17 protein-coding genes are annotated in these 18,196 nt (G+C 76.3%); 7 read left to right on the forward strand and 10 right to left on the reverse strand.

Annotated elements, in window-relative coordinates:
- Positions 1 to 56 precede the first annotated feature (56 nt).
- From ACI780_RS18195 to ACI780_RS18205, 3 genes are all read left to right on the forward strand, one after another.
- Positions 57 to 800, forward strand: coding sequence for a hypothetical protein (locus ACI780_RS18195; RefSeq protein WP_457004741.1), 744 nt, complete (start codon positions 57 to 59; stop codon positions 798 to 800).
- Positions 801 to 920: 120 nt separating this feature from the next.
- A complete protein-coding gene (locus ACI780_RS18200; RefSeq protein ID WP_457004743.1) occupies positions 921 to 1,340 on the forward strand; it encodes a DUF1810 domain-containing protein in 420 nt (139 codons plus the stop codon).
- Positions 1,341 to 1,384: 44 nt separating this feature from the next.
- Positions 1,385 to 2,440 carry a glutathione S-transferase family protein gene (locus ACI780_RS18205; RefSeq protein ID WP_457004745.1) on the forward strand — a complete coding sequence of 352 codons (1,056 nt, stop codon included), beginning with the start codon at positions 1,385 to 1,387 and terminating at the stop codon, positions 2,438 to 2,440.
- Between the two features lie 11 nt (positions 2,441 to 2,451).
- Here the strand turns inward: ACI780_RS18205 and ACI780_RS18210 are convergent, their stop codons facing one another.
- The 4 genes from ACI780_RS18210 to ACI780_RS18225 form a co-directional block, all read right to left on the reverse strand.
- The gene (locus ACI780_RS18210; protein WP_457004747.1) at positions 2,452 to 2,685 is read right to left on the reverse strand and encodes a hypothetical protein; all 234 of its coding nucleotides are present in this window, start codon (positions 2,683 to 2,685) and stop codon (positions 2,452 to 2,454) included.
- Between the two features lie 329 nt (positions 2,686 to 3,014).
- Positions 3,015 to 5,228: a hypothetical protein gene (locus tag ACI780_RS18215; protein ID WP_457004749.1), complete on the reverse strand. Its 2,214-nt coding sequence runs from the start codon at positions 5,226 to 5,228 to the stop codon at positions 3,015 to 3,017.
- 98 nt (positions 5,229 to 5,326) lie between these two features.
- Positions 5,327 to 6,061, reverse strand: coding sequence for an alanyl-tRNA editing protein (locus tag ACI780_RS18220; RefSeq protein ID WP_457004751.1), 735 nt, complete (start codon positions 6,059 to 6,061; stop codon positions 5,327 to 5,329).
- A gap of 5 nt (positions 6,062 to 6,066) precedes the next feature.
- Complete coding sequence (locus ACI780_RS18225; protein WP_457004753.1) at positions 6,067 to 6,801, reverse strand: type 1 glutamine amidotransferase; 735 nt, start codon at positions 6,799 to 6,801, stop codon at positions 6,067 to 6,069.
- 47 nt (positions 6,802 to 6,848) lie between these two features.
- Here ACI780_RS18225 and ACI780_RS18230 point away from each other — a divergent pair, with 47 nt between their 5' ends.
- Both ACI780_RS18230 and ACI780_RS18235 read left to right on the forward strand, forming a co-directional pair.
- A complete protein-coding gene (locus tag ACI780_RS18230; protein WP_456871719.1) occupies positions 6,849 to 7,736 on the forward strand; it encodes a DNA-3-methyladenine glycosylase family protein in 888 nt (295 codons plus the stop codon).
- A 90-nt stretch (positions 7,737 to 7,826) separates the two neighbouring features.
- Positions 7,827 to 8,447, forward strand: a complete 621-nt coding sequence (locus tag ACI780_RS18235; RefSeq protein ID WP_457004756.1) for a putative quinol monooxygenase — start codon at positions 7,827 to 7,829, stop codon at positions 8,445 to 8,447.
- A gap of 27 nt (positions 8,448 to 8,474) precedes the next feature.
- Here the strand turns inward: ACI780_RS18235 and ACI780_RS18240 are convergent, their stop codons facing one another.
- From ACI780_RS18240 to ACI780_RS18265, 6 genes are all read right to left on the reverse strand, one after another.
- On the reverse strand, positions 8,475 to 9,548 hold the full coding sequence (locus ACI780_RS18240) for an acyl-CoA dehydrogenase family protein (RefSeq protein WP_457004757.1): 1,074 nt from the start codon (positions 9,546 to 9,548) through the stop codon (positions 8,475 to 8,477).
- A complete protein-coding gene (locus tag ACI780_RS18245; protein WP_457004759.1) occupies positions 9,545 to 10,714 on the reverse strand; it encodes an acyl-CoA dehydrogenase family protein in 1,170 nt (389 codons plus the stop codon). Before ACI780_RS18245 ends, ACI780_RS18240 begins: the two co-directional genes overlap by 4 nt.
- Positions 10,715 to 10,796: 82 nt before the next feature.
- The gene (locus ACI780_RS18250; protein ID WP_457004761.1) at positions 10,797 to 11,123 is read right to left on the reverse strand and encodes a hypothetical protein; all 327 of its coding nucleotides are present in this window, start codon (positions 11,121 to 11,123) and stop codon (positions 10,797 to 10,799) included.
- Between the two features lie 230 nt (positions 11,124 to 11,353).
- Positions 11,354 to 13,618, reverse strand: coding sequence for a SpoIIE family protein phosphatase (locus ACI780_RS18255; protein WP_457004763.1), 2,265 nt, complete (start codon positions 13,616 to 13,618; stop codon positions 11,354 to 11,356).
- Positions 13,619 to 13,632: 14 nt separating this feature from the next.
- Positions 13,633 to 14,397 carry an alpha/beta fold hydrolase gene (locus tag ACI780_RS18260; protein WP_456871713.1) on the reverse strand — a complete coding sequence of 255 codons (765 nt, stop codon included), beginning with the start codon at positions 14,395 to 14,397 and terminating at the stop codon, positions 13,633 to 13,635.
- Between the two features lie 120 nt (positions 14,398 to 14,517).
- A complete protein-coding gene (locus tag ACI780_RS18265; protein WP_281252231.1) occupies positions 14,518 to 14,649 on the reverse strand; it encodes a hypothetical protein in 132 nt (43 codons plus the stop codon).
- Between the two features lie 250 nt (positions 14,650 to 14,899).
- Between ACI780_RS18265 and ACI780_RS18270 the strand changes: the two genes are divergently transcribed.
- Complete coding sequence (locus tag ACI780_RS18270) at positions 14,900 to 15,556, forward strand: hypothetical protein (RefSeq protein WP_457004764.1); 657 nt, start codon at positions 14,900 to 14,902, stop codon at positions 15,554 to 15,556.
- Positions 15,557 to 15,786: 230 nt separating this feature from the next.
- Positions 15,787 to 18,114, forward strand: coding sequence for a HelD family protein (locus tag ACI780_RS18275; RefSeq protein ID WP_457004766.1), 2,328 nt, complete (start codon positions 15,787 to 15,789; stop codon positions 18,112 to 18,114).
- Positions 18,115 to 18,196: the final 82 nt, after the last annotated feature.

Raw genomic sequence — 18,196 nt, forward strand, 5'->3', positions numbered from 1 at the left:
GCGGAGAGACCGACATTGGCAATGGTGACGTTGGCGTCGGCTACACCAGCGGAGCGGTGGGCTCCGTCGTCGGCGCGAGCGCCGCGGAGATCGTCGACTACATCTGGCGCCTGCGGCCGCCCTGCGTGATCGCGGAGGACGGTGGCGACCTGTGCACCCCGTTCGACTTCCAGGACTGTCCGGCAGAGCCCGGACAGGTGGTCCGCTTCCTCACCGTGCAGCAGCGGCCGGTCGTCCGGCCGGACGGGACCGCGGTCATTCCGGTGCCCGCAGGCTTCCTCCCGGGTGACCTCCTCGGCGCCTGGACCGACGTGCGCACGGCCTGCGTCGACATCACGGCGCTCAACCCGCCACCGTCGCCGGAGGAGGTCTTCACCTACTTCCAGCGCCTCCCGCTCCCGCAGCTGACCACCCAGCACGCGCCGCCGGGCGACGGCCTGTCCGGGCTGCCGGTCGTCTTCTGGACCGACTCGCCGGCCACACAGACCTTCACCGTGGACATCCGCGGCTTCACCGTCGTGATCGTCGCCCGGGCCGAGCAGTACACCTGGCGCACCGGCGACCCGGCAGCCCCGACGCTCACCAGCACCGAGCCGGGCGGCGCCTACCCGGACCACGCCGCCGAGCACCTCTACCGGTCCGGCACGTACTCGGCGAGCCTCACGGTGACCTGGGGTGCGACGTTCACCGTCGACGGCAGCGCGCCGGCCGACGTCCCCGGCACCACCACGACCGACGGCCCGCCCGCGACGTTCGACGTCGTCGAGGCCACCGCCGTCCTCACCGACCCCTACGACTGAGCCCATGGGTCGTCGATCATCGGATGCGTGCACGACGACGCGCCGACGACGGGCGTGTCGCGCGGCAAGCAGACGATGATCAACAGGCCGCGCGCGAACCACCACCTCGGGAGCGCACCCATGACCGACCCGTTCGACCTGCAGCGCTTCGTCGACGCCCAGGACGGCACCTACCCGCAGGCCCTCGCCGAGCTCCGTGCCGGGCGCAAGCGGAGCCACTGGATGTGGTTCGTCTTCCCCCAGGTGACCGGGCTCGGCCGCAGCCCGACGGCGCAGCACTACGCGATCAGCGGCCTCGACGAGGCCCGCGCCTACCTCGCCCACCCGGTGCTCGGCCCGCGCCTGGTCGAGTCCGCCCGGGCGCTCACCGAGATCGACCAGCGCGACCCCGAGGCGGTGCTCGGCCCCGTCGACGCGGTCAAGCTGCGCTCGTCGATGACGCTCTTCAGCCACGCCGCCCCGGGGCAGCCGATCTTCCGCGCGGTCCTCGACCGGTACTTCGGCGGGCAGGACGACGAGGCGACGACGTCCCGGCTGTAGACCCTGCCGCGCGGTGGCACGCGGTGTCGGCCAGTCTTGATCGCGTGAGCGACAACAGCGGATCCGGATACGTCAGCAGCGGCCAGGAGTACAGCCGCGACACGAACTACATCACCGACCGGATCACCGCCGACGGCTCGAGCCCGTGGCCGGTCGAGGCCGACCGCTACCGGCTGGTCATCGCCCGCGCCTGCCCCTGGGCCAACCGCGCGGCCATCGTGCGACGGCTGCTCGGCCTGGAGCCGGCGTTCTCGATGGGCATCTGCGGGCCCACGCACGACGAGCGCAGCTGGACCTTCGACCTCGACCCGGGTGGTCGCGACCCGGTGCTGGGCTACGAGCGGCTGCAGGAGGCCTTCCTCGCCCGCGACCCCGAGTACCCGCGCGGCATCACGGTGCCGGCGATGGTCGACGTCCCGACCAAGGCCGTCGTCACCAACGACTTCGTGCAGATGACGCTGGACTTCTCCACCCAGTGGACGGCCCACCACCGCGACGGCGCCCCCGACCTCTACCCCGAGCACCTGCGCGACGAGATGGACGACGTCATGCAGCGGGTCTACACCGAGGTCAACAACGGCGTGTACCGGTGCGGCTTCGCCGGCTCACAGGGCGCCTACGACAAGGCCTACGAGCGGCTGTGGACGGCGCTCGACTGGCTCGAGGAGCGCCTCACGACGCAGCGCTACCTCATGGGCGAAACGATCACCGAGGCCGACGTCCGGCTGTTCACCACGCTCGCCCGCTTCGACGCCGTCTACCACGGCCACTTCAAGTGCAACCGGCAGAAGCTGTCGGAGATGCCGGCGCTGTGGGGCTACGCGCGGGACCTGTTGCAGACGCCGGGGTTCGGCGACACCACCGACTTCCCGCAGATCAAGGAGCACTACTACGTCGTCCACGCCGACATCAACCCCACGCAGGTCATCCCGATGGGGCCGGACACCCGCAACTGGCTGACCCCGCACGGCCGCGAGGAGCTCGGCGGCTCGCCCTTCGGCGACGGCACCCCGCCCGGCCCGGTCGCGTCCGGCGAGGAGGTGCCGGCCGACCACGGTCCCGGGGGCATCGGTCACCGTCCCGACGACGAGCGGGGATGACCACCCGGCGGTCAGTCCCCGCCGCCACCTCCGCCGCCGTCCCCACCGCCGCCGTCGCCACCCCAGCCGCCGGAGTCGGAGTGGCCACCGTGGTGGCCGTCGGACCAGGAGGAGTCGCCGTACGACCCGCCGTCGCCCCCACTCGACCGCGCGTGCCGGCCGGGTGGCCGCGACCGGCTCAGCCGTGAGCTGAGCACCATCAGGAACGCCCCCACCAGCACGGTCACGATCACGAAGGCCGTCACGGGCGGCACTGTGCACGACGCCGGGCCCGGTGCGGGAGTGGTCACCGCGCGGTGGTGTCCGCGGCGTCGTGGTGTCAGGTCGACGGGGGCGGAGGCGATGGCGTCACCACCGCCCCCGTCGTCCTGGGGTGTGGGCGGGGAAGTCAGGGGTGCCGGGCTGACGGCCGGCCGTCGCGCGGAACCCCCAGCCCCGATACCTCCCCGCCCGGTGGCCCCGGCCCAGTGCTGGCCAGGTCGGGGTCACGCCCGGGAGGGCGACGCACGGCCGGCGGTGCGGTGCGGGGTGGCCCCGACCTCGCCCGGCGGCTGGTGCGCGCCCGGCAGGGAGGTCAGTCGGGAGAGAAGGACGGGTCGCGCAGGTGGGCGGACGCGACGGCGGCGGCCGCCGTCGGCGCCGGGACGAGCGAGAAGGCGGCCGGCGGTGCCGCGGACGGGCAGACCGCCGCGACGGCGGCGAGCGCGGTCGACGACGACAGCGTCGGCGCGGCGGGCGCGGCCGGCGGGGACTCCGGCGACGTGGGGCGGCCCGGGTCGGGGAGGCGCGGCGTCAACGGCAGGTTGCCGGCCGCCGGCCTCGACGCCGGGCTCGAGTCGGTCACCGGCTGGGTGCGCGCGGCGTCCCCACCGCCGGCCGAGCGGGCGGGCGGTCCGACCAGCGCCGCGGTGGCCGACCCGCACCCTCCCGGGTCCGCGAGGACGACCTGCACGGGGGTGCCGACGACGGCGGCAACAGCGGACAGCGCCGCCCCGACCACGACGTCGGTGGCCGCGGCCGTGGTCGTCGCGGTCGGGGTCGTCGTCGAGGTGGTCGCAGTCGTCGGGGTCGTCGTGCTCGTGGCGTCCAGCGCCTCGGTCTCGTCGGACGCGACGGCCGGCTCCGCCGGGGCACCGGCGGTGTGGGTGACCTGCTCGACGATCGGTGCGATGACCTCGACCACCGGCTGGACGACCTCGACCACCGGCTCGAGGACGTCGGGGACGACCGGCGGGAGGACGTCGGGGACGACCGGCGGGAGGACGTCGGGGACGACCGGCGGGAGGACGGGGTCCACGACCACCGGAGGAACCACATCGACCACCGGCCCGGCCACGTCGGGCAGGGGCACCGGGACGACGGGGACCACCGGCGGCAGACCCGGCTGCTCGGGGATCGCCGGCACGTCGATGACCGGCGGGACGACCGGCGGCACGACGTCGGGCAGGGGCACCGGGACGACGGGGACCACCGGGTCGACGACCGGGACCACGGGCGGCAGCTCGGGCAGGCCGGGGGTCCCCGGGAGGACGACGACGGGCGGGACCCCGGAATCGACGACCGGCCCGACGACGTCCGGGACGACGTCCGGGATGACGTCCGGGACGGGGACCACGACCGGCGGGAGCACCGGAGGATCGACGGGCAGCACCACCGGCGGCAGAGCCGGCGGGTCGACGGGCAGCACCACCGGGGGGATCACCGGCGGGTCGACAGGCAGTTCGACCACCGGCGGCAGAGCCGGTGGGTTGACGGGCAGCACGACGGGCGGCAGCACCGGCGGACCGGCGTGCTCGGGCGGTCCACCGATCGGCGGGACCTCGACCACCGGCGGCAGTTCGACGACCGGGGGAACCTCCACGACCGGCGGGACCTCGACGACCGGCGGGACCTCGACGACCGGCGGGACCTCCACCACCGGCGGGACCTCGACGACCGGCGGGACCTCCACCACCGGCGGCAGCTCGACGACCGGCGGGGCCCCGACCACCGGCGGCAGCTCGACCACCGGCGGGACCCCGACCACCGGCGGGACCTCGACCACCGGCGGGACCTCGACCACCGGCGGGACCTCGACCACCGGCGGCAGCTCGACCACCGGCGGCAGCTCGACCACCGGCGGCAGCTCGACCACCGGCGGCAGCTCGACCACCGGCGGCAGCTCGACCACCGGCGGCAGCTCGGGAGCACCGGGAGCGCCCGGGCCACCGGCGGCCGGCGGCAGCTCCGGACGACCGGGCGGCGGACCCGGACGCGTCTGCGGTCCGACCCCGGGAGCGGCCGCGTCGACGACCGGCTCGGCGACCTCGGCGACGGGGTCGGTCACCGGCTCGACGACCGGCTCCACAACCTCGGCGACCGGCTCGGTCACGGTCTCGACGACCGGGAGCACCGGGTCGGCGGACGGCTCCGGCGTCTCCGCGGGAACGTCGACGACCGGAACAGGCGTCTCCGCGGGAACGTCCACCGGAGCAGGCGGCTGCACCGGAGCGGACGGCTCCACCGGGAGGTCGACAGCCGGAGCCACCGGCTCCACCGGGGCCTCCGGCACCGCCTCGGCAGGCGGCTCCAGCGGGATCTCCGGCTCGGCCGGGGCCTCCGGCACCGCCTCCGCGACCGGCTCCACCACCTGCGCGGCGTCGTCGACGGTGGCCGTCACCTCGTCCACCGCACCGCCGACGGGAGCGAGCGGGTCCTCGGCCCGCGCCGGGGAGGACACCAGGAGCACCACGGCGTACAGGCCGGTCACCAGGCAGGCGAGCAGCAGGATCCTCTGCAGCCACGGCACGGCAGCTGCAGGACCCGCAGCCGGTGCCGAGTCTGCTCCCCGCACACGAGCAGACTAGAGCGGTTGAGTTCCGACCGCTCGTGGATCACAAACTCGCATCACACGATCCGGATCCGGATCCGGCGGAACCCCCGCCCCTTGTTCTCCAGCTTGACCACCTCGACACGGCCGACCATCGCCGTCGACGCGACGTGCGTGCCGCCGTCGGCCTGGAGGTCGAGGCCGACGATGTCGACCACGCGCACCTGCTCGATGTCGGGCGGCAGCAGGTCGGTGGCCGTGCGGATGAGGTCGGGGATCGCGTAGGCCTCGTCGCGCGGCAGGGTGCGCACCTCGATCGGCCGGTCGGCGGCGATCTCGGCGTTCACCGCCTCCGCGATGCGGTCGCGGAAGTCGGCGGGCACCTCGGGCAGGTCGAAGTCCATGCGCGCGCTCAGCGGCTCCATGTTGCCGCCGGTGACCTTCGCCCCGAAGTCGCGCAGCACCACCCCGGTGAGCACGTGCAGCCCCGAGTGGGTGCGCATGAGCGCGGTGCGCCGCTCGTCGTCGAGCGCGCCGCGGACCGCCGTCCCCGGCGGGGGCACGGGGTCGCCCTCGACGGGGACCAGGTACAGGTCGTCGCCCTTGACCGTGCCGGCGATGCGGGTGCGCACCCCGCCCCACAGCAGCACGCCCTCGTCCGGCGGCTGCCCGCCCCCGCCCGGGTAGAAGGCCGACCGGTCGAGGACGACGCCCCGCTCCGGGTCGACGGCGACGACGGTCGCGTCCCACTCGCGGACGGTCGGGTCGGCCAGGTCGAGGCGGTGGGTGTGGCCGTGCCGGTCAGCGCTCACGCCGCTCATGCTGCCGGTGCGGCGGCCGGCCCGGTGAGGGCGTCGGCGCGGGCGAGGAACGCCGCGACCAGCCGCGCGCACGCCGCGGCCGCCTCGGGCGCCCGCTCGGCGATCTCCCGCCGCAGCCCCGGGACCAGCGCGGCGGCCTCCGGCGGCGGCGGGCCGGTGAGCGCCCAGGTCTCCTCCCACGCGGCGAAGGCGCCCGGGTCGATCTCCGGGTGGAACTGCACGCCCAGGTGCGGGCCGTGCGTGAACGCCTGCACCGCGCGCCCGGTCCGCGCCACCTCGACCCCGCCGGGCGGAACGGTGAACCGGTCGCCGTGGTACTCGAACCACGGGCCCGCCGGCACCAGCGCGGGGTCGGCGGTCTCGACGTCGAGGAAGCCGTGCTCGCCGGCCGGGGCCTGCGACACCTCCCCGCCCAGCACCCGCGACAGCGCCTGCCCGCCGAAGCAGACCCCGAGCACCGGCGTGCCGGCGTCGACCGCCCGCCGCAGGTAGGCCAGCTCGGTCCCGAGCCACGGCACCGCGTCGTCGTAGGCGGCCGCCCCGGAGCCCATCACCACGAGCGTGCGCAGGCCGGCGGGGTCGGGCAGGTCGGTGAGCAGCGGCGACGGCCCCACGGTGGTGCCGACGACGACCGTGAGCCCCTGCGCCTCCAGCGCGGGCCGCAGCGTGCCGGGCAGCCGGGCGCCGCGGGAGGGGTCGGCGTCGTGGACGAGGACGAGGGCGGTCGGCACGGGTGCAGTATCGGCGGGTGCCCGCCGCGCCCCGACCCTCCGTCCGCGTGGTGCCGACCGGGGACGTCGACCTCGCCGCCACGCTGGGCTCGGTCGTCTGGCTGCCGCGCGACCCGACGGCGCGGCTGTCCCCCGGGCGGTTCGAGCGGGCCACCTGCACACCCGAGGGCACCGGGACCGTCGTGGTCACCTGGGAGCCGGGCTCCGGTACCGCCCGGGTGGAGGCGTCCGGGGACGGCGCCGGCTGGCTGCTCGACCGCGCACCCCGGCTGCTGGGCTGCGAGGACGACGTGACCGGCTTCGACCCCGCCGGCCCGCCGCTGCGCGACCTGTGGCGGCGGCACGGCCGGCGGCGCATCGCCCGCACCGGCACGCTGTGGCACGACCTGGCCTGCCTGGTCGTGCAGCAGCGGATCAGCCGACTCGACGCCGCGGAGCAGTGGCGCCGCCTGGTCACCACCCACGGCTCGCCCGCTCCCGGCGTCCCCGGGCTGTGGGTGCCGCCGGCACCGGCCACGCTCGCCCGGCTGTCCTCCCCCGCCCTGCACCTCCTCGGCCTGGAGCGCCGGCGGGCCCAGACGCTCGTCGCCGCCGGCGCCGCGCTGGCCGGGCACCAGGACCTCGCCGACGGCGACGTCGCGGCCGGCACGGCGGCGCTGCGCGCCCTCCCCGGCGTCGGCGCGTGGACCAGCGGCTGCCTGGCCGCGCTGACCTGGGGCGACCGCGACGCCGTGGTACCCGGCGACAGCGGCATCCCGTCGCTGGTGACGTGGGTGCTCGCCGGCCGGCCGCGCGGCGACGACGCAGCGATGCTCGAGCTGCTGGCGCCGCACCGGCCGCACCGCTACCGCGTGCTGGGCCTGGTGATGGCCAGCGGCCGCCGGCCGCCGCGGACCTCGCCGCGCGGCCGGCGGGAGGACATCACCCGCCGCTGACGGGCGGGGGCTTCCGCTGGCACCGCCGGCCGAGGAAGCTGAGGCACGCGGCGGTGCCGCGCGGGTGCCGCCGTCCGACAGGAGGACGGCATGTACGCACGCTCGACCACGCTCACCGGCACGCCCATGACCGTCGACGACGGCATCGCCTACGTCTGCGACGAGGTCATGCCGGCGATCACGGGCATGCCGGGCAACGTGGGCCTGTCCATGCTGGCCGACCGCGAGACCGGACGCTGCGTCGTCACCTCCTCCTGGCGTGACCGCGAGGCGATGGCCGCCAGCGAGGACGGGGTCAAGGGACTGCGGGAGCGGGCCGGCAGCATCTTCGGCGGCCCGCCCGAGGTGCACGAGTGGGAGATCGCGGTGATGCACCGCCGCTCGGAGGCGCCGTCGGGCGCGTGCACCCGGGTGACGTGGACGCGGGCCGACCCCGACGACGTCGACCGCATCCTCGACGCCTACCGGACGATCATGGTGCCGCGGATGGAGGGCTACGGCGGCTTCTGCAGCGTGAGCCTGTTCCTCGACCGGGAGCTGGGCCTGGGCGTCTCGGCGGTGACGTTCGAGGACCGCGAGTCCATGGCCGCCAGCCGCACCCACGCCCGCGCCAGCCGGGACGACTTCGCCCGCCTCATGCGGATGGAGGTCGTCGACCACGACGAGTTCGACCTCGTCCTCGCCCACCTCCGCATCCCCGAGACGGTCTGAGGCGCCAGCCGGCCGGCGCCCGGGAGCTCACACCACCCGGGTGAAGGCCGGCCAGACGTCGTCGGGGGCGGCGGCGACCAGGCCGGCGCCGAGCGTGCGCGCCCAGGAGAGCTCGGTACCCGCCTCGTCGCGCCACGACCAGCAGCGCCGGGTGAGGTGGTGCAGCCGGTGCTCCTGGGTGAAGCCGATGGCGCCGTGCACCTGGTGGGCGAGCTTCGCGACGGTCTCCACGGCCTCCCCCGCGCGCACCTTCGCGGCCGCGGCGGCGAGCACCACGGTGTCCGCGCCGCGGTCGAGCGCCTGGACGGCGGCGTCGACGAGCGCGGCGGTGGCGGTGACCTCGCCGGCCATCTGCGCGAGCTCCACCTGGATCGCCTGGAACGTGCCGAGCGGCCGGCCGAACTGCACCCGCTCGCCGGCGTACTGCACCGTCCAGGCCAGCACCTGCTCGAGCGCGGCGGAGATCTGCACCGCGCGGGCGAGCGCCGCGCGGGCCCGCACGAGGTCGACGGCGGCCGGGGACAGCAGCGCACCCGGTACGCCGACGCCGTCGAGCACCAGCGAGCCGCGCGGCTCCCCGGCCAGGTTGACCGCCCGGGAGGCGTCGAGGCCGGCGGCGTCGACGACGGCGAGCACCGCGCCCTGGATGCCGGCCGGCGGCGCGGCGAGCACCGCGACGTGCCGGGCGACCCCGGCCCACGGGACGTCGGTGGCGGTGCCGGTGAGGACGAACCGGCCGGGGCCGTCGCCGTCGTCGGAGGGCTCGGCGGTGACCGCGCCGTCCAGGGCGACCGTCAGCGGCTCCTCCGGGGAGGGCAGGTCGAGGTCGGCAGCCAGCAGCGCGGGCCCGGCGACGAGGAGCTGCTCGGCCACCGGCACCGCGCCGGCGCCCGCGGCCAGCGTGCGCACCACCGCGACGGCGTCGGCCAGCTCGCCGCCGGAGCCGCCGGCCTCCTCGGGCAGCCCGACGCCGGTCAGCCCCGCGTCGGCGAGGTCGGCCCACAGGCCCTCGTCCCACGGCCGCTCGGCGGTGAGCACGAACGGCTCGTGCCCGGCGAGGATCTCCCGGACGGTCGCGACCACCAGGTCCTGGTCGCTCATCGCAGCCCCAGCCCGCGCGCCACGATCCCCTTGAGGATCTCGTTGGTCCCGCCCCGCAGCGTGTAACCCGGCGCGTGCAGCTGCGCCTCGGCCAGCGCCCGCCCGAGCGGGTCGGGGCTGTCCAGCGACGCCGGCACGTCGACCACCCGCCGCACCTCGTCGACGACGTCCTGCTCGAACGTCGTCCCCACGTCCTTGACCAGCGCGGCCGGGATGTCGGGCAGCTCCCCGCGGTCGAGCGCGGCCGCGATGCGCAGCGACAGCTGCCGCAGCGCCAGCGCCCGCGCCGACAGCCGGCCGAGCACCGCCAGCTGCGCGGGGTCGCCGGAGGCGGCGGCGCGGCGGCCGAACTCGGCCAGCAGCGGCCAGGTGGACAGGAACCGCTCGGGTCCGGACCGCTCGTAGGCCAGCTCCGCCGTCACCTGGTGCCAGCCGGCGCCCTCGACGCCGAGCAGCATGTCACCGGGGACGACGACGTCGTCGAACACGACCTCGTTGAAGTGGTGCCCGCCGTCGAGGATGCGGATCGGGTTGACCGTGATGCCCGGCAGCGACAGGTCGACCAGCAGCTGGGTGAGCCCCTGGTGCTTGCCGCGGGGGCCCTCCCCGGGCGGACCGGAGCGGACCAGCACGATGCCGTAGTGGGAGTGGTGGGCGTTGCTCGTCCACACCTTCGCGCCGTTGACCACCCAGTCGCCGTCTGCGTTGCGGGTGGCGCGGGTGCGGATGGAGGCGAGGTCGGAGCCGCTGTCGGGCTCGCTCATGCCGATGACGAAGTAGCACTCGCCCGCGGCGATGCGCGGCAGGATCTCCTTGCGCTGCGCCTCGGTGCCGTAGCGCAGCAGGTTCGGCCCCGACTGCCGGTCGGCGATCCAGTGCGCGGCCACCGGTGCGCCGGCGGCGAGCAGCTCCTCGGTGACGGCGTAGCGCTCCTGCGCGGTGCGCTCGTGGCCGCCGTACTCCCTCGGCCAGGTCATGCCGAGCCAGCCGCGGGCGCCGAGCTTGCGCGAGAAGTCGGGGTCGACGCCGGACAACCAGGTGTCGACGTGGGTGGTGAACGTGCCGGCGGCGAGCTCCTCGGCGAGGAACTGCCGCACCTCGAGGCGGACCTGCTCGGCGGCCTCGGACGGTGGCGCGGGCGCCAGGGTCAGCTGGTCGGTGCTCATGTGGACTCCGGTCCCCCCACGTCGGCGTGGCAGTGCTCCGCCACGGTTGTACAGCGCACCGGGCGGTGCGCGCCCGGCAGGGTCAGCGGCGGTCGTCGCCCGGGAGGCGGTCGGCGGCGAGCTGGCGCAGCTCCGCGACGGCGTCGCCGGCGGCGGTGGCCAGCCGGGTCGCCACGCCGGACACCAGCCGACGCAGGGCGGCGGCGTCGAAGCCGAGGAACTCCCCGATGCCCACGGCGACGTCGACGCCGGGCAGCGCGCGCGGCGGTGCCGGCGTCGCCGCCTGGTCCGGCGACCAGCGCATCGCGTCGGCGGAGACGGTGAGGTCGCCGCCGGCCCCGTCGAGGGCGTTGGCGAGGTCGTCACCGGGCGCCCGCCGCGGGGCGTCGTCCTCGTCGCCAGGTCCCACGGCCGCCTCCTCGGTGTCGGCTACGGGGATGGTCCGCCCGGGCGGCCCCGGCCGCTAGGGGGCGTCTGACGGACCCATGCCGACGGGAGCGCCGGTCAGGGGGTTGCTCCGCAAGGCCGAGGCGTCGCCGGATACCGGGTTCGTATCCGGCGGCGCCTCGAACGCAGCGGAGCGCCGCCTGGGCGGTGCTACCGAGGCTGGAGGTCCGTCAGACACCCCCTGGAGGGGTCTCAGGTCAACCGGGTGAGGGCCAGCAGCGCGACGTCGTCGGCCCGGCGGGGGCCGGTCAGCGCGGCCAGCAGCCGGTCGCAGAGCTCGTCCGGGTCGGCCGGGGCGCGGCCGGCACCCTCGACGGCGACGGCCCGCAGCCGGGCCAGGCCGGCGTCGAGGTCGGCGGTGCGGCTCTCGACCAGCCCGTCGGTGTAGAGCACCAGCGTGGCGCCCACCGGCAGCTCCCCCGACCACTCCGGCGCCGGTCCGGGGGGCGCGCCCAGCAGCCGGCCGGGGACGACGCCGAGCAGCTCGGCCCGGCCGCCGCCCACCACCAGCGGCGGCAGGTGCCCGGCCGAGGCGATCCGCAGCGCCCCGGTGGCCGGGTCCAGCCGCGCGAACAGCGCCGTGGCCATGCGGGGCAGCCCGAGCAGCGGCCAGCTGCCGTGCAGCCGCTCGACCAGCTCCGCCGGGCCCGGCCGGTCGGCCAGCAGCGCCCGGTGCACGCTGCGCAGCTGGCCCATGGTCGCCGCGGCGGTGACGTCGTGGCCGACGACGTCCCCGACGGCCAGGGCGACGTCGCCCTCCGGCAGCGGGACGACGTCGTGGAAGTCACCGCCGACGTCGGCGCCGCGGCTGCCGGGCAGGTAGCGCACCGCCAGCGCGAGCCCGGGCACGTGCGGCGGTACCGGCGGCAGCAGGCTGGCCTGCAGCGCGTGCGAGGTGCGCGACTCCAGCTCGACGCGGGCGGCGACCTCCAGGCCCTGCGACATCTGCAGCGCGAGCTGCTCGGCGGTCTCGACGTCGGCCTCGGTGAACGGGCCGCGCCGGGTGTCGTTGCCCAGGGTGATGACCCCGAGCGCGCGGTTGTCGGCGACCAGCGGCACGCAGACGAGGTCGGTGAGCTCCAGCGCCTGCGTCACCGCCAGGTGGCCGGGGCCGGTGACCATGCGCACGAGCCGGCCGGCGTCGACCCCGCGCAGCCACACCGTCCGCCGCCCGGCCATCGCCTGCACGCTGGGGTGGTTGCCGTCGCGGCGCGGCAGGTGGTGGTCGCGCAGCTGCTCGACCAGGTGCCGGCGGGCGGGGTCGGCGTGCGCCACCACCGGCTCGACCAGCCCGCGCTCGGTCAGCACGTCGATCACGCAGACGTCGGCCAGCCGGGTCACCGCCAGCGCGGCCAGGCCCTCCACCGTCTCGGTCATGCCGTGCCCGGCGGCCATGAGCCGCGCGGCCTCGAGCAGGAACGCCGAGCGGTCGGCCTGCCGGACGGTCTCCTCGTACAGCCGGACCCGTTCCAGCGCCTGACCGGCCTGCCGGCCCAGCGTCGCGAGCAGGTCGGCGTCGGCCGGGGCCAGCGCGCCGCGGGTGCCGGGCTCGCTCAGGCTGATCAGCTCGCTGTCGTCGGTGACGCCGAGGACGAGGACCAGCGCCCCCAGGTGCCGGTCGTCGGCGGCCGACACCGGGACGACGACCACCGACTCCTGCCCGGCCTCGGCCATCGTCGCGGCCAGCTCCGGCCACCGCTCGCGCAGCCCCGGTCCCAGCGGCACCGCCCGCACCCCGCCGGTGCGGACCAGCTCCACGCCGTCCTCGGCTGCCGTGACCAGGGCGGCCAGCAGCTCGGGGGCCAGGCCGTCGGCGGCGGCGAGGGTGACCGGCACCGGCCGCCCCTCCGCCACGCGACCGGGCCGGTGCACCGCCAGCCACAGCCCGGCGCCCCCGGCCTGCAGCGCGGTCCGGGCACGGCGGACGACGACGTCGGCGACCTGCTCGGCCGAGGCCGCGGCGGCCAGCTCGGAGACGACGCGCTGCAGCGTGCGCGCCCGCGCCTCGGAGTCGGCCGCGGCCCGCTGCGCGGTCAGCAGCGCCCGTTCGTAGCGCCGCCGCGAGGTGGCCTCGAAGACCGTGGCGCGCACCAGCAGCGGCCGACCCTCGTCGTCGCGCACCTCGACGGCGTTGACCAGGCAGGGCAGCACCGAGCCGTCGTCGCGGACGACGTCGAGGGCCACCTCCCGCACCGCCCCCTGCAGCCGCAGCAGCGGCGCGAGGTGGGTCTCGTAGTAGACCCGCCCGCCGGCGCTGAGCAGGTCGGGCAGCCGGCGGCCGAGGACCCCCTCGGGCGGGTGGCCGGTCCACGCGCAGAAGGTGCCGTTGACCTTGACCACCCGCCCGTCGGGGACCATCGACAGGTAGCCGCACGGCGCGTTCTCGTAGAGGTCGGCCGGGTCCTCCTCCAGCAGCCGGGCCAGTCCGGCCAGGCGCTCCTCCTGCTGCTCCCCCACGGTGCCGGTCCGCCTCAGCGCTCGAGGAACGCCCGGATGGCCGCGACCGTCTCCTCCGGCGCCGACAGGTGCGGGCAGTGCCCGGTCGCGGCCAGCTGCGTGAAGACGCTGCCGGGGACCTGCTGGTGCACGTAGCGGCCGACCGGCTCGGGTGCGATCGAGTCGTCGGTGCACTGCAGGACGAGCGTGGGCACGCGGACGGCGGGCAGGTCGGCGCGGTTGTCGGAGAGGAACGTGACCCGGGCGAACTGGCGGGCCACCACGGGGTCGGTGCGGCAGAAGCTCGCGGTCAGCTCGGCGGTCACCTCCGGGTTGCCCGGCCCGGCGACCACCGGGGCCAGTGCCGCGGCCCACTGGTCGGGGTTGCTGTCGAGGGAGTCCAGCAGCGCGGCGACGTCGGCCCGGCTGAAGCCGCCGGTGTAGCCCTCGTCGTCGACGTAGCGCGGGCTGGGCCCGACCATGACCAGCGCGCCGAAGTGCTCCGGTGCCCGCAGGACGGCGAGCACGCCGATCATGGCGCTCACCGAGTGCCCGACGAAGACCACGTCGTGCAGGTCCAGCTCGCGGCAGATCGCGACGACGTCGTCGGCGTAGCCGGCCAGCGACGCGTACCGCTGCGGGTCGTAGGCGCCGATGTCGGAGCCACCGGAGCCGACGTGGTCGAAGGTGACCACCCGGTGGTCGACGGCGAACTCCGGCGCGACGGCGCGCCACATCGTCTGGTCGCAGCCGAAGCCGTGCGCCAGCAGCATCGGCCGGGCCGCCTCCGGACCGCTCACGCGCAGACAGTTCCGCGTGACCACGCTCACCGCTCCGACCGTAACGGACGGAGGCGTCCCTGTCCCCGTCCGGTCCGGCAGGGCCCCGGGACACGCCGGTGCGGCGCGCCCGGCCCCCTGCTACCAGCGGGAGGTGCCGCAGTCCCGGCAGCGCTTCTTCACGGTCGTGGTCTCGCCGGAGCAGTTCGGGCAGGTCCAGGTGGCCCGCTCGGCGGTGCGCCGGGTCGTGCGTCCGGTGACGGTGGTGCTCATCGGTGTCTCTCCCCTGTCGTCCGGGAGCCCCCGACGGTAGGCCGTCGGGATGACGGGGAGGTGTCGATCAGGTAGCCGACGGTGACGGGCCTCCCCGGGCTCGGGGCCATCCCGTCACGCGGGACTGGGAGGGCACTGGGACGCGGGTGCAAGTGGGCCTCCCAGTCGCGCTGCAGTCCCGCGCAGGAGGCGGGCGGGAGCGTCCTCCCCAGCGAGCCGGACCGCGGCTCCCCACCGAGGAGGCACTGCCATGACCCGCACCCGCCTGACCCGCACGCTGCTCCGCGCCGCCGTCCCCACCGCCGCCTTCGCCGCGGTGGTCGCCACCACCGGCACCGCGTCGGCCGACTCCTACGCCTACAACGCCTACGACACCGACGCCAACGGCTACATCGACCTCTACGCCTTCGACGACAGCGGCGACGGCTACGAGGACACCTGGGCGGTCGACTGGGACGAGAACGGCCTGACCGAGCAGGTCGCCGTCGACACCGACGGCGACGGCTGGGCCGACACCTTCGCCTTCGACAGCGACGAGGACGGCTACGTCGAGGAGGTCGGCGTCGACACCACCTACAACGGCCTGCCCGACGTCTGGGGCGCCGACACCGACTACGACGGCTACGTCGACGCGGTCGCCTACGACTACGACGACGACGGCTACGCCGACCACTCCGAGCTCGCGACCTCCGCGTCCTACGCCTACACGTCGGTGAGCTACGTCTTCGCCGAGGCCGACGGCTGGGCCTACTGGGAGGTCAGCGTCGAGTACGGCTACGGCCTGGTCTCCGAGCAGACCGCCGACAGCGGCATCGACGCCAGGACCGGCGCCCTGACCATCACCGGGAACACCGCCGACGACGACGCGGTCGACGCCGCCGCCGACGCCCTGCGGACGCTGTTCTGAGCCCGCACCGGTGAACGCCGCGGCCGGCGCCGGCCAGGAGGACGTGGGCTCCCCCGTCCTCCTCCCCGGCGCCGGCGGGCGCGTGTCCGGCAGCGGCACACGACACGCGTGCGAGAGGTGACAACAGCCGGGCGGAGAGCGCAAGATGGGCGGTTGCCGCACGGTCCCGGAATGGCACGGGAATGGCGGCGAGAAGTAGATCGGCAACCATTCTAGCAGAGGGAAGTGCATTGCCGGCCACCCCGTCCGACGTCGTCCCCGACCCCGAACTGGCCCGCGAGCAGGAGTACGTCACCGACCTCTACACCCGCCTGGACGCCGCCCGCGAGCTCGCCGCCCGCCGGATGCGCCAGGCGATCACCTGGCCCGCCGTCGACCCGCAGGCGCTGCAGGAGCGCGACGCCACGGTGCGCTTCCACGGCGAGCGGGTCGTCGCCCTCGACGCCGCCGAGGCCGGGCTGTGCGTCGGCCGCATCGACCGGGCCGACGACGGCGGCGCGCTCTACGTCGGCCGGATCGGCCTGCCCGCCGACGACCCGGGCGGTGACCCGGCGCTGGTCGACTGGCGGGCGCCGGCCGCGCGGCCGTTCTACACCGCCACGCCGGTGCACCCGCTGGGGATCGTGCGGCGCCGGCACATCCGCACCCGCGGGCGCACCGTCGTCCGGCTCGACGACGAGGTGCTCACCACCGGCATCGCCGGTTCCGGGCTCACCGGCGAGGCGGCGCTGCTGTCGGCGCTGGACGCCTCGCGGACCGGGCGCATGACCGACATCGTGCGCACCATCCAGGCCGAGCAGGACCGGATCATCCGCAGCGACGCCGCGGGCGTGCTCGTCGTCCAGGGCGGGCCGGGCACCGGCAAGACGGCGGTGGCGCTGCACCGGGCGGCCTACCTGCTCTACACCCACCGCGAGCGGCTGGCCCGCCGCGGCCTGCTCGTCGTCGGCCCCACCCCGACGTTCCTGCGCTACATCGCCGACGTGCTGCCCTCCCTCGGCGAGACCGGGGTGCTGCTCGCGGGGCTGGGCCAGCTGCGGCCGGGCCTCGACGCCCGCGGCGAGGAGGCCCCGGAGACGGCCGCGGTCAAGGGACGGCTGGAGATGGTCGACGTGCTGCGCGCCGCGGTCGCCGCCCGCCAGGTGGTGCCCGAGGCGCCGGTCGAGCTGGAGGTCGAGGGCTACCGGCTGCGGCTGCGGCCCATCGACGTCAGCCGCGCGCGCACCGCCGCCCGCAAGGCCGACCCGCTGCACAACCTGGGCCGGCCGGTGTTCGTGCAGCGGGTCGTCGACACGCTCACCCGCCGCTACGTCGACCGGCTCGGCGCCGGCGTGCAGGCCGGCCGCGACCTGCTCGACCGGGAGGACGTCGCCGCGCTGCGCCGCGAGGTGGCCGCCGACCCCGCCGTGCGGTCGCTGCTGGCGCGGCTGTGGCCGGTGCTCACCCCCGAGCGGCTGCTCACCGACCTCTACGCCGACCCCGCCCGCATCGCCGAGGCCACGCCGGGGTGGTCCGACGCCGACCGGGCGCTGCTGCACCGGCCGCGCGGCAGCGCCACGGGACCGGCGCAGTGGACCCCGGCCGACGTCCCGCTGCTGGAGGAGGCCGAGGAGCTGCTCGGCTTCGACGACAGCGCCCAGCGCGCCCGCGCCGACCGCGACCGGCAGCGCGCCCTGCGCCGGGCGCAGGAGACCCTCGACGTGCTGCACGGCTCCCGGTCGGTGGACCTGGAGGACGAGCACCTGGCCGCCGAGGTGCTCAGCGCCGGTGACCTGCTGTCGGCCGAGGACCTCGCCGACCGGCACCGCGAGCTCGACCTGCGCACCACCGCCGAGCGGGCCGCCGCCGACCGGACGTGGACCTTCGGCCACGTCGTCGTCGACGAGGCCCAGGAGCTGTCCCCGATGGCGTGGCGGCTGCTGGTGCGCCGCTGCCCGACCCGGTCGATGACCGTCGTCGGCGACGTCGCCCAGACCGGCAGCCTGGCCGGCACCGACCGCTGGGAGGAGGTGCTCGCGCCGCACGTCGGCAGCGCCTGGCGGCTGGAGGAGCTCACCGTCAACTACCGGACGCCGGCGGAGGTCATGGCGGTGGCCGCCGAGGTGCTGGCCGCCACCGGCACCGGCCTGCGCCCGCCGCGGTCGGTGCGCACCGGCGGCGCGCCCCCGGTCGCGGAGGTCACCGGGGAGGCCGGGCTCGCCGCCCGGGCCGCGGCCGTCGGCGCCGACCTCGCCGGGCACGAGGGGACGACGGCGCTGATCGTGCCGCCGAGCCGGCGCGACGACGTCGTCGCCGCGCTGTCGGCGCTGCGGCCGGACGTGCAGTCCGGGCCGGACGCCGACTCCTCGCTGGGGCCGGTGGTGCTGCTGCCGGGCGAGGCCAAGGGGCTGGAGTTCGACTCCGTCGTCGTCGTGGACCCGCAGGGGGTGCTCGACGAGGGCGTGCGCGGCCTCAACGACCTCTACGTGTCGCTGACCCGGGCCACGCAGCGGCTGACCGTGCTCTCCCCCGGCCCGCTGCCGGCGGTGCTCGCCGGGCTGGGCGCCGTCGCGGCGTAGCGGGCGGCCGCTCCCGCCCGTCCTCGGCCGGGGGTTGCTCCGGGAGGCAGTCGTGCTCTGCCCCCACCTGGGGGCAGAGCAC

The sequence above is a fragment of the Geodermatophilus sp. SYSU D00814 genome (assembly GCF_054050055.1).

Excerpts from the sequence above, each read along its gene's own strand:
- ACI780_RS18200 (WP_457004743.1), top strand. The coding sequence starts at position 921 with ATGACCGACCCGTTCGACCTGCAGCGCTTCGTCGACGCCCAGGACGGC.
- ACI780_RS18235 (WP_457004756.1), top strand. The coding sequence starts at position 7,827 with ATGTACGCACGCTCGACCACGCTCACCGGCACGCCCATGACCGTCGAC.
- ACI780_RS18240 (WP_457004757.1), bottom strand. The coding sequence starts at position 9,548 with ATGAGCGACCAGGACCTGGTGGTCGCGACCGTCCGGGAGATCCTCGCC.
- ACI780_RS18245 (WP_457004759.1), bottom strand. The coding sequence starts at position 10,714 with ATGAGCACCGACCAGCTGACCCTGGCGCCCGCGCCACCGTCCGAGGCC.
- ACI780_RS18265 (WP_281252231.1), bottom strand. The coding sequence starts at position 14,649 with ATGAGCACCACCGTCACCGGACGCACGACCCGGCGCACCGCCGAGCGG.
- ACI780_RS18270 (WP_457004764.1), top strand. The coding sequence starts at position 14,900 with ATGACCCGCACCCGCCTGACCCGCACGCTGCTCCGCGCCGCCGTCCCC.